Genomic DNA, 14,093 nt, shown 5'->3' on the forward strand with positions numbered 1-14,093 from the left:
GGGGCACGCACCAAGAGCTGTAGAAAGGAAGCTCTTTTATTGAATGAATAATGATAACTCCTCTTTTCGGTTAACCTAAACAGACGAAAGCTGTTATAGTTTTTAAATTGTTTATGATAATATTGAGAAGAATTAAGAAATGCGGACGGATTCTTTAAAAGAACGCTATAATAAATAAGGTTTTAGCTATTGAAATCATTCTTTATTATCATTCTTTATTCATTGTGCAATCTTATTGTCTTTATGAAAAACCGCTGGTCAGGGATAAAGATTTCACTGCACAAACGTATAATTGGAGTCGGAATCGGGTTTCTCAGTAATTAATTCTGGCTGCATGGATGTTCGTTTTGAATAATATTAACAAGGAAATAAACATAGCCCACCAAAGGAGAAGTGAAACTTAAATGGCACAACATGATAAAATATACGATTTAATGGGGGTAGGGATCGGCCCTTTTAATTTAAGTCTAGCTGCTCTGCTTGATGAAATCGAAGAAGTAGACAGTTTGTTCTTTGAACAAAAACAGGAGTTTGATTGGCATCCCGGCATGCTGATTGAAGGAACCAAGCTGCAGGTTCCATTTTTAGCGGATTTAGTTACTATGGCGGACCCAACCAATAAGCACAGTTTCTTAAACTACATCAGTCAAAATGATCGAATGTATCAATTTTACTTTTTGCAGCGGCTCGATATTCCACGCCGTGAGTATAACGACTATTGTCAATGGGTGTCCAAGCGTTTAAGCAGCTGCTTGTTCGGACACCGTGTTTCTAACATCCGTCATGTTAGAGAGGAAGAGACTTACTTTGAAGTGACGGTAGAGAATTTGGATACCAACCAAACAGACGTATATAAATCGAAGCACATTGTGATGGGGACCGGGAGTGTTCCTGTTATGCCGAAATCATTTCAAAACTTACCTGAGAAGGATGTCTTTCATACTGCCGATTATGTTCCTAACAAGGACCGCTGCAAAAACGCAAAATCTGTTACAGTGGTTGGTTCCGGACAAAGCGCTGCTGAGACATTTCGTGAGCTTCTTAAAGAACAACGCGAATGCGGGTTTAGACTGGACTGGATTACCCGCTCGGCCAGCTTTGAGTCAATGGAAGAATCCAAGCTGAGTCTCGAGCATTTCTCACCAGATTACGTGAAATACTTCTATCAGCTGCCGCAAAAAGACAAGGATGAGATCTTTGCGAATCAAGGGTTATATTATAAGGGGATCAGCAATCATACCATTGAAGACATTTATAACTTACTGTACGAATATTCAATTGGCGGTGATCAGCTGAATGTCGGATTACAGGTGCTTAGTGAAGTGCGCGGCATTGAAGAGAAGAGGGATGGTACAGGCTACGTACTCGACTGCTTTCATTGGCAGAAAAAAGAAGCATTTGAGCACGAATCTGAAGTCGTGATCACAGCAACAGGGTACAAGCCTTATGTTCCTGAGTTCATTCATTATTTAAGTAATTTCCTCGAATGGGACGAGCAAGGGCGGTATAAAGTAGAGGCAGATTATCGATTGAAAAAGACCGAAAACGTCGAGAACGAAATATATGTACACAGTGGAATTTCCCATACCCACGGCGTTGGTTCAACGAATTTAGGGCTCGCTGTTCATCGTAATAAGGTGATTATTAACCACCTCCTGGATCGCGAAATGTACAAGCTGCCTGATCATAGTATTTTCCAATCCTTCGATATTGAATAATCCAGAAAGACCAGCTGTTTTCCAGCTGGTCTTTCTGCTTGTGGAGAAACTTCTGCAAGCTTTTTACCTTGCTGCCGGGAGCTGAAGGAGCCGCAGACGAGTGCCCGAGTTTCCTCGCGAAACCCACGTAGTATTATTCAGGTGCAAGCTCTTCCTTCATTACCATTTTAATTCATTTTGCCGGTCTTTCCTGAATTAAGTCAACCTCTGTCTGAAAATCATTCTTTATTCACATAAATTTGAATTTGTATAAATGAAATTTTAACAAAAAAATTTCAATATAAATGTAACCGCTTACTAATGGAGTTTTATCATACTTTTTTCTATGGAATGCTTCAGCTTGAAATAAAACTTTTGCTCCACCTGTTGACAGATTTTATTACAAGAGTAATAATAGCATAAATATACGTTATTTATAATATTTATACATATACAAAAAAGAGGTGAAGGAACGTTGCAAATTGGAATTGTCGGAGCTACAGGATATGGCGGTGTAGAGCTGTTCCGCTTATTATACAGCCACCCTGGAGTGGAAAATATAAATCTATATTCATCAACACAACATGGAGAGTTCTTTCAAGAAATATACACTCATGTGAATAATGAAAACTACACATTAAAAGACCTGAATCCTGATGAAATGAAGCAGCAGCTTGATATCATTTTCCTGGCCACGCCGGCGGGGGTATCGAGTGAACTGACACCTCAATTAATAGGAGGAAAAGGTAAAGTCATCGACCTATCGGGTGACCTTAGGCTTAAAGACCGCGAGTTATACACCACCTGGTACAAAAACGAAGCTGCGTCAGAAGACGTGCTCGAACAATCGGTGTACGGCTTACCCGAGTGGAACAAGGAAGCCATTCAATCAGCCGGCATCATTGCGAACCCCGGATGCTACCCGACGGCGACGCTTATCGGGTTAGGTCCAGTCGTCAGCCGGGAGCTGGCTGACCCATCCCGCATTATCATTGACGCTAAATCAGGGGTATCCGGAGCAGGGAAGAAAGCCAGCACTGTAACTCATTTCGCCAATACACAAGAGAACTTTCGCATTTATAAAGTGAATCAGCATCAGCATATTCCCGAAATTGAACAGCAGTTAATGCACTGGGATACGACCGCAGAGCCCGTTACGTTTTCGACGCATCTCGTTCCTATGACGCGCGGGATTATGTCGACCATCTATGTTGATTTAAAAGGTGATTATTCTCTTAATGAACTCGTTCAATTATACGAGAAGACGTATGAAAAGGAACCTTTTGTTCGAATAAGGAAAGCCGGGGAGTTCCCTTGCACACGAGACGTGTATGCATCGAACTATTGCGACATTGGATTAGCTCTTGATGAACGGACTAGTCGATTGACGATCGTTTCTGTCATCGACAACCTGATGAAAGGGGCCGCCAGTCAGGCCGTACAAAATATGAATCTAGTACTGGGAATGGAAGAAACTACAGGTTTACACCATATTCCAGTTTATCCATAACTCATATAGAAAGGGAGAGAGCGATTGATTCAACTAACGGACGCGAACAAGATTGTGAAAGCAGAGGACGGGACAATAACGTCGCCTAAAGGTTTCATGGCTGGAGGTATTCACTGCGGCCTGCGACATTCAAAGAAAGACTATGGATTATTAATGAGTATTCAGCCCGCCTCTGTCGCGGCCGTTTACACGCAAAGTCATTTCCAGGCCCCTCCACTTCAAGTGACCCAGGAAAGCATAGCTTCCTCACAAAAGATTCAAGCCTTAGCTGTCAACAGCGCAATTGCTAACGCTTGTACAGGGGAAGAGGGGCTTGAGAATGCTTATAAGATGAGAACTTTAATTGCTGAACGCTACGTTATTCCAGAAGATCACGTCGCTGTAGCATCTACCGGGGTAATCGGACAGCAGCTTGAAATGGACAAAATTGAGCATGGATCCATGAACGTATCCCCTTCAATCGAAGGGGACCATGATTTTTTGCAGTCGATTTTAACAACAGATACGTGTGAGAAGTCAGCTTGCTACCAGGTTGAAGTCAACGGACTGACCGTTACAGTGGCCGGCGCAGCAAAAGGGTCGGGAATGATTCACCCTAATATGGCAACGATGCTTGGTTTCATTACAACGGATGCAAAGATTGAGTCTGAGCATTTGCAGACCGCCTTGAGTCAATCAATTGATAAGTCATTTAATCAAATTACGGTCGATGGTGAAACATCAACAAATGACATGGTGCTGACGATGGCAAATGGAAGTGTAGATCATGCCGAGCTCACTCCTGAACACGAAGATTGGGATACTTTTAAACAAGCGCTCCAGCTCGTATGTGAAGACCTGGCAAAGCAGATTGCGAAAGATGGAGAAGGTGCCACTAAATTAATAGAAGTGAATGTAAGAGGGGCTTTAACGGACGAAGAAGCCCGTATTATATCTAAAAAAGTAGTCGGATCAAGTTTGGTGAAAACTGCGGTTTATGGAGTAGATGCCAACTGGGGCCGTATTGTGGGTGCCATTGGCCATAGTGAAGCACAGGTGAACCCGGAAAGCTGCGACATTTATATTGAAAGCCAGCTCGTTTTTAGTAACGGAACACCCTGCTCTTTTTCCGAGGAACAGGCTGTAGAAGATATGAAGAAGGAAAAGGTAACAATCAAGATTGAGCTTCATGAAGGAAAAGGGGCAGGAACTGCATGGGGGTGTGATTTAACATATGACTATGTCAAAATCAATGCAAGCTACCGAACATAATCATAAACCAGTATTAGTTATTAAACTGGGTGGAAGCATGATTGACCATATTTCAGAAAGCTTTTACAAAAGCTTCTGCGAGCTGACAAAGCGGTATCAATGTGTTGTCGTTCACGGTGGAGGACCGGCGATTACTTCCTTATTAGAGGACTTAAATATTAAGGGTGAGTTCTTTGAAGGTTTACGGAAGACCACGGCTGAAACACTCGAAGTCGTGACGATGACGTTAGGCGGCACAGTCAGCGCTCAAGTGACTTCTGCTTTTACTAAACAGGGAGTTCCTTGTGTTGGTCTTAAAGGATCGGATGGAGGCTTGTTAAAAGCGCGGTTAATCAATGAAGAGAAGCTTGGTTTAGTTGGAGATATCGAAGAAGTTAACGTCACTCTGATCCAGGAGATTCTTAAGCAGAATTACATCCCAGTTATCGCCCCGCTTGCAACGACAAGTGACGATCAGATGGTAAATGTAAATGCAGATATTGCAGCAGCTGCTGTTGCCAATGCGCTTAAAGCAGATAAGCTGCTCTTCGTTACAGATGTACCGGGTATTCTGCATGAAGGAGAAATGATCACACAGATCACTCCCGAAGAAATTCAACAACTCATTACTGACGGCGTCATCTACGGTGGAATGATTCCAAAGGTGAAATCGGCAGTTAATGCATTATCTGTACACTTAAATGAAGTACTCATAGTCAGCGGAGAACAATCCCTGGTTCAAGGGGACGTTATTAAAGGAACAACGATTTATCAGGAAATGAAGGAAGGAGTCGTCAAATGAGTGTGTTTCCAACGTACAACCGTTTCCCCTTAACGATTGAGTCAGGGAAAGGGACGGTCGTAACAGACGATGAAGGAAATCAATACTTAGACTTTGTCTCAGGTATTGCTGTGTGTAATCTCGGCCACCGTCCGCCGGCAGTTGAGCAGGCCATACAGGAGCAGCTTGGAAAAGTGTGGCATGTGTCTAATTTATATCAAATTCCTGTGCAGCAGGAAGCAGCTGAACTTTTAACAGCTGAAACCAACCTCGATTATGCTTTCTTTTGCAATAGTGGAGCTGAAGCGAATGAAGCAGCTATCAAGCTGGCGAGAAAACATACCGGTAAAGAAAAAATCATCACCTTTAAACAGTCGTTCCACGGCCGGACGTTCGCGACGATGAGTGCTACCGGTCAGGATAAAGTTCATCAGGGCTTCGGTACACTTCTTCCTACGTTCGAATATCTTCCTTATAATGATTCAGAGGCTGTGACTGAATGGGACGGGGAAGATACAGCAGCCATCATGGTCGAAGTCATTCAAGGTGAAGGCGGAGTCGTGGAAGGGACGGAGCTTTTCCTGCAGGCTGTACAAAAGAAGTGCCGGGAGACGGGAGCGTTGTTTATCATCGATGAAGTGCAGACTGGCATTGGCCGTACAGGAGAACCCTTTGCCTATCAGCACTTTGGTTTAGACCCGGATATTGTCACTTCAGCAAAAGGGCTGGGCAGCGGATTCCCAGTCGGAGCTATGCTTGGGAAGGCCGAACTGGCTGAGACATTTACAGCAGGATCACACGGTTCGACTTTCGGCGGAAACCCGTTAGCTTCAGCTGCCGTAAAAGCTACACTGCAGACGATTTTTCCGAAACAATTCCTGCAGGATGTAAAGGAAAAAGGTTCTTACCTTCAGCAGCAGATTAAGTCCAAGCTTTCACCAATTGACGGTGTGAAAGAGGTAAGAGGAAAAGGCTTGATGATAGGTATTGAAATGGATACTCAGGCTATTGAATTTATTCATAAGCTGCGAGGAAAAGGATTACTGGCTGTATTAGCTGGTCCACAGGTCATTCGACTGCTTCCGCCGTTAAACGTATCAGGGGAAGAAATCGACCGGGCTGTTTCCATCCTTGAAGATGTACTGCAATTGGAGAAATCAAGTACTCCATGAAGCCAATACTTTGTCAGGGATCCCCTGCAAAGTATTTTTAATCATAACAATGTATAAAAATACCTTAATACTAATAAATATACAGCGAGGTGTAGAGAGATGCAGGGATTCCTAACATTACAAGAAGGCAAGAGCTTTCAAGGTGAAGCATCTGGTACATGGGAAAAACCAGTGGAAGGAGAGGTTGTGTTCTTCACTGGAATGACAGGCTATCAAGAAGTATTAACAGACCCTTCTTATAAAGGGCAGATCGTTGTATTTACCTACCCATTGATCGGTAATTACGGCATCAATGAAGATGATTTTGAAAGTGGATATCCGCAGGTAAGCGGGGTGGTCATGATGCAGTGTGCAGAAGAAGCCTATCATTATCAGGCGACAACTTCTTTAAAAGACTATTTAAATAAATGGAACGTGCCTTATTTAACAGAGGTCGATACGAGAGAAGTCACGAAAGCAATCCGCAGTGAAGGTACGTGCCAGGCTGTGATGGCTCATGAAACAATTAATCCATCAGATACGAAGCTTGTGGGACAGATCTTCCAGGCTTCGAAATCAGAAGTGGAAACCTATGGGAATGGCGGACAGCATATCGCGGTTATTGACTTCGGCTATAAAGGCTCAATCGTAGACCAGCTGCAAGAGCACGGAGTCCGAGTTTCGGTTGTTCCTTTTACTCAAGTGCAAAAAGTTCATGACCTTCAGCCTGACGGAGTGGTCTTATCCAACGGACCAGGGGACCCCAAAGACGCCATGAAATTCTTATCCGAAATTAAAGGGGTACTGGAGCAGTATCCATCGCTCGGGATTTGCTTAGGGCATCAAGTGATTGCTTTAGCCTATGGAGCAGATACGAAAAAACTCGCATTTGGTCACCGCGGTGCTAATCACCCGGTTAAAGATGTTCAGACCGGCCGCGTCTTTATCACCTCTCAAAATCATAACTACGTGGTGGACGATATGAGCGTAGCAGATACTGTGCTTGAAGTTAGCTTCAACCACGTCAACGATGGTTCGGTCGAAGGGTTAATGCACCCGTCCAAACCGATTCTGTCGGCACAGTTTCATCCTGAAGCGAACCCGGGACCAGAAGATGCGTTATGGTTATTCGATGAATTTTTTACAAGTGTAAACCACAAGAAAGGAGTGCAGGTATATGCCTAAGAAAGTTCTCGTTATCGGCTCAGGTCCAATTGTTATTGGTCAGGCCGCGGAATTTGATTATTCCGGTACGCAAGGATGCCTTGCACTCAAAGAAGAGGGACACGAAGTTATACTAGTAAACAACAACCCGGCTACGATAATGACAGATAATGAGATTGCCGATAAAGTGTACTGCGAACCGTTAACTGTGCAAAGTGTTGAAGCCATTATAAAAAAAGAAAAGCCGGACGCCGTTCTCGCCGGCCTCGGCGGTCAGACAGGACTTAACCTGGCTGTCGATATGAATAAGCATGGTTTGTTTGCTGAATATGATCTTGAGCTTCTTGGAACTAGTGTCCAATCGATCCAGCAGGGGGAAGACCGTGAGCTGTTCCGCGAGCTGATGGATGAACTGAAACAGCCGGTACCTGAAAGTGAGGTCATCGCAAGTGTAGAAGAAGCGCTCCAGTTTACGGCTGAATATGGTTATCCTGTAATAAGCCGGCCGGCATATACGCTTGGCGGCCGTGGCGGCGGCATCGTTGATAACGAGGAAGAATTAAAGGAATTAGTAGCGAACGGCCTAAAAGCCAGTCCAATCGGCCAGGTGATTATTGAGAAGAGTATCGCCGGTTTTAAAGAAGTAGAATACGAAGTGATGCGGGATGTGAACGGGACGTGCATCAGTGTCTGCAACATGGAAAATTTTGATCCCGTTGGAGTGCACACTGGAGACTCTATCGTAGTCGCTCCGTCCCAGACGCTCACAGATCAAGAATATCAAATGTTAAGAACCGCAGCATTTACGATTATATCAGCACTTGATGTAATCGGCGGGTGTAATGTCCAGTTCGCGCTCGATCCTTATAGCAAGAAATATTACGTCATCGAAGTTAATCCACGAGTGAGCCGGTCGTCAGCTCTTGCTTCTAAAGCAACAGGCTACCCCATTGCGAAAATGGCAACAAAATTGGCCCTCAGCTATAGATTGGATGAACTGATCAACCCATTAACAGGTACAACTTACGCAAGCTTCGAGCCTGCCCTGGACTATGTGGTTGTGAAATTTCCGCGCTGGCCGTTTGATAAATTTTCAAATGCTGATCGCAGGCTGGGAACGAAAATGAAAGCAACAGGAGAAGTGATGGCGATTGACCGCACCCTCGAAGGGGCCTTTCAAAAGGCTGTCGCTTCGCTTGATCAAACCATACCTGAAATCTTAGAAGAGCAGTTTGAAGAACACTTAACAAAGCCTACAGATTTGCGATACTTCACAATTGTAGAAATGTTGAAGCAGGGAACGACAATAAAAGAAATTCATGACACAACGGCTATTGATTTATTTTTCTTACAGGTCATCGCGAACCTCGTTCAGACAGAGCAGCAATTAAAAAATCAAAATTTAGATAAAAAATTATTGAAAACCGCTAAAGTACAGGGTTTTACAGATAAAAAGATCGCCGAGCTCAAAAGAATCGATGAAGCTGAAGTGAAAGAGAAGCGTACCCGGTTTGAAGTGTCGCCAAGTTATAAAATGGTTGACACGTGTGCAGCTGAATTTGAAGCAGCAACCAATTATGTGTATACCACATATGCAGGCACAAATGAAATTGCGCCGCTGCCTCCTAACAAGAAAGCTTTAATCATCGGCTCGGGCCCCATCCGAATCGGCCAGGGGGTTGAGTTCGATTACAGTGCAGTTAAGGCTATTCAAAGCCTTCAGAATCTCGGCTGGACGACAGTAATGATTAACAACAATCCAGAAACCGTCAGCACCGATTACACGACTGCTGACCGCCTTTATTTTGATCCGATTAATAAAGAAGTCATTGAATCCATTGTCGAGCATGAAGGGATTGACCTCGTCTTTACCCAATTTGGAGGGCAGACAGCCATTAATATTGCAGAGGAACTTAGTGAAGCCGGGGTCCCTCTTGCGGGAGTAAGTGTCGACACGATCGCCAAGCTTGAGGACAGGGAACAATTTTATTCTGTACTGCAAAGCATTGACGTGCCGCATATTCCAGGCGAGATGTGCCATACGATGGATGAAGCTCTTGAAGCGGCAGGCTCCTATGAATACCCGCTCCTATGCCGTCCTTCCTACGTCATTGGAGGCCAGGGCATGGTTAAAGTAGAAAATGAGCAGCAATTAATAGAAGCTTTAAGGGAAACGGATGAACGTCATTATCCAATTGTGCTCGATCAGTTTATGACAGGCAGCGAAGCGGAGATTGATCTCGTTGCGGACGGAGAGAATGTGTTTGTTCCTGATATTATGGAGCACCTCGAGCCTGCCGGGGTCCACTCAGGTGACAGCATGGCTCTTTTCCCATCCCAAAACTTAACATCTGAGGTCAAAAAGAAACTTACAGATTATGCACAGAAAATTGTGCAAAAGGTGAACTATAAGGGATTAATGAACATTCAATTTTTACTATCTGACGGTATTGTGTATGTCTTAGAAGTGAATCCGCGTGCAAGCCGAACCGTTCCGATTATCAGCAAAGTATCCGAGGTGTCACTGGTCGATTTAGCTGTGAAAGTTCTTGTCGACGAGGAGTCGGATGCTCTTAACGATACCGCTCAGCCATCCATTCAAAAAGCAGCCGTGAAATTTCCGCTATTCTCTTCACATGCGCTGCCGGAGCTAGATCATAAACTTGGTGCTAACATGCTCTCTACAGGTGAAGGAATGTGCCTTGCTGATACAACAGAAGAGGCGATGGCGAAAGTGTTTGAACATCTTCCTAACCTTTATGAAGCGGAGAATGCCTGTTTAATTGAATCAGAGCATGAGGTGAAGGGTAAGTCCAGTGATTTGAATTTTGCGGAATGGATTGAGCTGAAGGAAGCGAAGGTTTATATGAACGATGGGAACAGGCAGATTGACTCGGTGAAAAGAATTCAGGCATTAAAAGCCGGCGTAACGGTATTTACACAAGCCGCGACGTTTAACGCATACGTCGGTTCACTTGCTTACAACCCTTACCAACCAACCCCGCTGCCCGGGAGTAAAGCGAAGGAGTGCGTATAATGAACTTAATGGAAATGATGACAACTTCGAACCACACATTAAAAGGCAGAGATGTATTGACATGGCTTGACTTCAATCAAACCGATGTCTCTCAGCTGCTTGCTCAGGCCCAGAATCTTAAAGAAAACCCCCACAATACGACGTTGAGTGGTAAAACATTGGGGATGATTTTTGAAAAATCGTCTACTCGTACGCGCGTCTCCTTTGAAGTAGGCATGGTGCAGATGGGAGGACACGCCCTTTATTTAAACAGCCGCGACATCCAAATCGGGCGTGGAGAAACAATTGCTGATACTGCACAGGTGTTATCAGGATATGTTGACGCCATTATGTATCGCACCTCATCGCATGAAAAGCTGGCTGAATTAGCTGAGCACGCCTCCATTCCGGTAATTAACGGTCTTTGCGATATTTATCATCCTTGCCAGGCTCTGGCGGATATATTTACGATCCTTGAGCTGAAAGGCCGTTTATGCGGCGTTAAAGTTGTCTATATAGGCGACGGAAATAACGTCGCTCATTCCCTTATGATCCTGTCTGCTATGATGGGAATGGAGGTTGTAGCAGCTTCGCCAAAAGGATATGAACCCGACCCTGCCATTGTGGAGAAAGCAAATCAGGTCGCTGAAGAAAATAATGGTTCCGTAAAGGTAGAAAACGACCCTGCTATAGCCGTACAGGGTGCTGACGTGATTTATACAGACGTATGGACCAGCATGGGTCAGGAGGAAGAAGCTGAAGAACGTCTGACAGCCTTAGCTGATTATCAAGTTAATGATACACTGTTGAACATTGCCAAGGACGACGTTCACTTTCTGCACTGTCTTCCTGCTCACCGCGAGGAGGAGGTAACAGCTTCTGTAATCGACGGTCCTCATTCGGCAGTCTTTCAGCAAGCGGAGAATAGACTTCATGTTCAGAAAGCCATTCTGCAATCTGTCATTGGTAAACCAAATTCGTAGTAAAAGCAGTCCAACATGGGTTGGGCTGTTTTTTGTTCGTCTGAAATTTCGAACTGTGAAAATCGTCTTTTTAAATAGCGGCAGCAGGTACAAGCGACCAGACACTCATTCTTGCGCCTTTGTTCTTATGAATTTTTTAATACAGGAAGATTTTGAATTACATATGAAAAGTTATCCAATGATCCGCCGGGCTATTAAAATCCAAAGATCATGACCGATGTTAAATTCCTTTTATTATGTAACAAACGTACTACATTAAAGGTTTCCTGTCGTAGTACGTTTGGTGTGGGAATATTCACTTTAAGGTTCTAATGGAATCTCCATGATAAAGTCATCTTTACCGGGGTGAGGTCCGGTATCGTAATAATTGAAATCATCCAGAAAAGGAGAATAGGTTTTTACATGAATTTTATTCTCCTTTTGATTGACGTGTAATAACCGCATGTATCCTTGTCCTCCTTCAGGACCGCCCTGGTAATTGGCTAACAGCTGGTAAACTTTACGGTCCGGAGTCCCGTCGCCGTTATCGTCAATCTTATCAACCTTTTTCGCCGTACCGTAATAGTGACCGCTTAAGATGGCTGCTACATTTTCATTTGGCTTAACCACTTGCTCAAAGAGATCTTCACCGATCCGGCTTCGTTTACCGGTAGGCAGTAAATATTGGTGGAGGTTGATAAAAGCCATATGATCAGGATGTTTCTCTAACACCTCGTTCACCCAGTCGATCTCCTCCTGCGTAATCCCCCAGCTCATGTAAATCATGATAAAATCATTGCCGTTCATACTTAGTAAGTCATAATGCCCCCGGTTATCTTTATATGATTCTCCATAGTGGGGCTGCTTCTCGAATTGTGACTGTCCAAAATATGTGGAGAATGGTGTATAATCTTTGTTCTTTAACTCGATATCATGATTTCCCGCTAAAATTCCATAAGGGACTTCTGCGTCCTCCAGCACGTTCATTGTATCTTCAGCATGCTGCCATTGCTCTTTACTGTCCCAGTTGTTTACTATATCACCTGTATGAATGACGTAGGGGATAGATAGTTTTTCTTTATTCGCTGTAATCCAGTCGACCATACTCCTGTAAATGTGCGGGTGACGTTTTGAGTAGTACTGGGTATCGGACATCCAAACAAAAGTATAATCAAAGGGAGCTTCGATTGATACTGGATTATAAACCGTTTCATAGCGATCTTTTGATGATTGAGCATGAGTAATATCAGGAGCGGAGACACTGGCGGGTACCGTGACGAGTAAGAAATTGAGCATAAGAGCGATAGTACACATTACGGTTGTCATTTTTCGTGGATTTTTTTTCATTGATACCCCCCCTTTACTAAATAAATGGCTTTGATTCGTTACATATAGTTTTTCTTTCACCTGGTTTATTATGCGGAGTTCAATTAATTTTGAGAGCGTAAAAATGATGCTCCTTATCGACTTAAACGTAACAGAACCTGGGTATTCAACAATTCTGACCGATCAAAAAAATTTTTAAATATAAACACTATCAATAAGTTGACTTAGTCAACTTATTTAATTACAATATAAACAAAGAAAAATAATGATTGAAGGCCAGGAGGATAAACATATGGATCAACTGTGCAGCATTGAGAAGATTAGACAGTTTAACAGGCACTATGCCAACTTTTTGGGGAGAGTCGACCAAGATATTTACAACCAGCCGCTGCCGCTTACGGAGGCGCGGGTTATAACGGAGATACATTTTCGCGAAGGGTGTACGGCGACAGAAATAAGAGAAAACCTCGGGATAGATCGAGGCTATATGAGCAGGATCATTCGGAAATTAGAAGAAGATAAATTAATCATGAAAGAACAATCTCCATTTGATAAACGGCGGCATCATCTTTACTTAACTGCTCAAGGTGAAGATGTTTATAATCGTCTGGTTACAGATGCCAATGTTGGTGTAAGCAGAATGATCCAAGGTATCCCGGAACGTGATTTATCAAAGCTTCTCAACTCTATGGAAACGATCGAAAACGTATTTCTAAACGAAAACACTCAACACAATAAAGTGTCTATTCGTTCATTTAAGCCGGGAGATCTTGGTTATGTAGCTCATCTACACGGTAAATACTACAATGAAAATTACAATTTTGGATCGATGTTCGAATATTATGTGATGAAAGGGCTGACAGAATTTATGGCAGATTCTGCAGGAGGGGGACTATGGGTAGCAGAAGTTAATGGAGAAATTGCCGGGTCGATTGCGATTACAAAATCTAATTCTACAGTGGCGCAGCTCAGGTGGTTTATTCTCGATGAAAATTATCAAGGCATGGGCATTGGGAAGAAACTTATGGAGACGGCCGTGAATTATTGTAAGGAACAGGGATTCCAGCATGTTTTCTTATGGACAGTGAGTATTTTGGACGCAGCCAGACACCTTTACCAAAAATTTGATTTCACACTATCAGAAGAAAAAACAAATGAGGCGTGGACTGGCACAAAATTGGTGGAAGAGCGATGGGATCTAGATATTTCCGAAACGAAAGAAAACATTTAGTTAAGGTTGAACTCAGCGTTCTCTT

General features: G+C 43.5%; 10 protein-coding genes. 9 read left to right on the forward strand and 1 reads right to left on the reverse strand.

Annotation, left to right across the window (positions count from 1 at the left end; genetic code table 11):
- The first annotated feature begins 404 nt into the window (after positions 1-404).
- The 8 genes from LF822_RS10365 to argF all read left to right on the forward strand — a co-directional run bounded on the left by LF822_RS10365 (position 405) and on the right by argF (position 11,532).
- On the forward strand, positions 405-1,718 hold the full coding sequence (locus LF822_RS10365) for a lysine N(6)-hydroxylase/L-ornithine N(5)-oxygenase family protein (RefSeq protein WP_253923954.1): 1,314 nt from the start codon (positions 405-407) through the stop codon (positions 1,716-1,718).
- A 454-nt stretch (positions 1,719-2,172) separates the two neighbouring features.
- The gene (gene argC, locus LF822_RS10370; RefSeq protein WP_253923955.1) at positions 2,173-3,207 is read left to right on the forward strand and encodes an N-acetyl-gamma-glutamyl-phosphate reductase; all 1,035 of its coding nucleotides are present in this window, start codon (positions 2,173-2,175) and stop codon (positions 3,205-3,207) included.
- 24 nt (positions 3,208-3,231) lie between these two features.
- Positions 3,232-4,458 (forward strand): bifunctional ornithine acetyltransferase/N-acetylglutamate synthase, encoded by a 1,227-nt coding sequence (argJ, locus tag LF822_RS10375; protein WP_253923956.1) that lies wholly within the window; start codon positions 3,232-3,234, stop codon positions 4,456-4,458.
- Positions 4,421-5,239 carry an acetylglutamate kinase gene (gene argB, locus LF822_RS10380; protein WP_253923957.1) on the forward strand — a complete coding sequence of 273 codons (819 nt, stop codon included), beginning with the start codon at positions 4,421-4,423 and terminating at the stop codon, positions 5,237-5,239. The genes argJ and argB overlap by 38 nt, the downstream gene beginning before the upstream one ends.
- Positions 5,236-6,390, forward strand: a complete 1,155-nt coding sequence (locus LF822_RS10385) for an acetylornithine transaminase (protein ID WP_253923958.1) — start codon at positions 5,236-5,238, stop codon at positions 6,388-6,390. The genes argB and LF822_RS10385 overlap by 4 nt, the downstream gene beginning before the upstream one ends.
- Positions 6,391-6,489: 99 nt before the next feature.
- Complete coding sequence (locus LF822_RS10390) at positions 6,490-7,554, forward strand: carbamoyl phosphate synthase small subunit (protein WP_253923959.1); 1,065 nt, start codon at positions 6,490-6,492, stop codon at positions 7,552-7,554.
- Positions 7,547-10,570, forward strand: a complete 3,024-nt coding sequence (locus LF822_RS10395) for a carbamoyl-phosphate synthase (glutamine-hydrolyzing) large subunit (protein ID WP_253923960.1) — start codon at positions 7,547-7,549, stop codon at positions 10,568-10,570. The genes LF822_RS10390 and LF822_RS10395 overlap by 8 nt, the downstream gene beginning before the upstream one ends.
- Positions 10,571-10,584: 14 nt before the next feature.
- Positions 10,585-11,532 (forward strand): ornithine carbamoyltransferase, encoded by a 948-nt coding sequence (gene argF, locus LF822_RS10400; RefSeq protein WP_253924259.1) that lies wholly within the window; start codon positions 10,585-10,587, stop codon positions 11,530-11,532.
- 300 nt (positions 11,533-11,832) lie between these two features.
- On the opposite strand, the gene LF822_RS10405 is transcribed toward argF, so the two are convergent.
- On the reverse strand, positions 11,833-12,858 hold the full coding sequence (locus LF822_RS10405) for a metallophosphoesterase (protein ID WP_253923961.1): 1,026 nt from the start codon (positions 12,856-12,858) through the stop codon (positions 11,833-11,835).
- Positions 12,859-13,129: 271 nt separating this feature from the next.
- On the opposite strand from LF822_RS10405, the gene LF822_RS10410 reads away from it, so the two are divergent.
- Positions 13,130-14,068 carry a bifunctional helix-turn-helix transcriptional regulator/GNAT family N-acetyltransferase gene (locus LF822_RS10410; protein WP_253923962.1) on the forward strand — a complete coding sequence of 313 codons (939 nt, stop codon included), beginning with the start codon at positions 13,130-13,132 and terminating at the stop codon, positions 14,066-14,068.
- Positions 14,069-14,093: the final 25 nt, after the last annotated feature.

Source organism: Halobacillus sp. A5, from assembly GCF_024189315.1.
Lineage (GTDB): Bacteria > Bacillota > Bacilli > Bacillales > Halobacillaceae > Halobacillus_A.

Bases quoted from the DNA above. Each gene is read 5' to 3' on its own strand.
- LF822_RS10405 (WP_253923961.1), bottom strand. From the start codon at position 12,858: ATGAAAAAAAATCCACGAAAAATGACAACCGTAATGTGTACTATCGCT.
- argB (WP_253923957.1), top strand. From the start codon at position 4,421: ATGACTATGTCAAAATCAATGCAAGCTACCGAACATAATCATAAACCA.
- LF822_RS10385 (WP_253923958.1), top strand. From the start codon at position 5,236: ATGAGTGTGTTTCCAACGTACAACCGTTTCCCCTTAACGATTGAGTCA.
- LF822_RS10390 (WP_253923959.1), top strand. From the start codon at position 6,490: ATGCAGGGATTCCTAACATTACAAGAAGGCAAGAGCTTTCAAGGTGAA.
- argF (WP_253924259.1), top strand. From the start codon at position 10,585: ATGATGACAACTTCGAACCACACATTAAAAGGCAGAGATGTATTGACA.
- LF822_RS10395 (WP_253923960.1), top strand. From the start codon at position 7,547: ATGCCTAAGAAAGTTCTCGTTATCGGCTCAGGTCCAATTGTTATTGGT.
- LF822_RS10410 (WP_253923962.1), top strand. From the start codon at position 13,130: ATGGATCAACTGTGCAGCATTGAGAAGATTAGACAGTTTAACAGGCAC.
- LF822_RS10365 (WP_253923954.1), top strand. From the start codon at position 405: ATGGCACAACATGATAAAATATACGATTTAATGGGGGTAGGGATCGGC.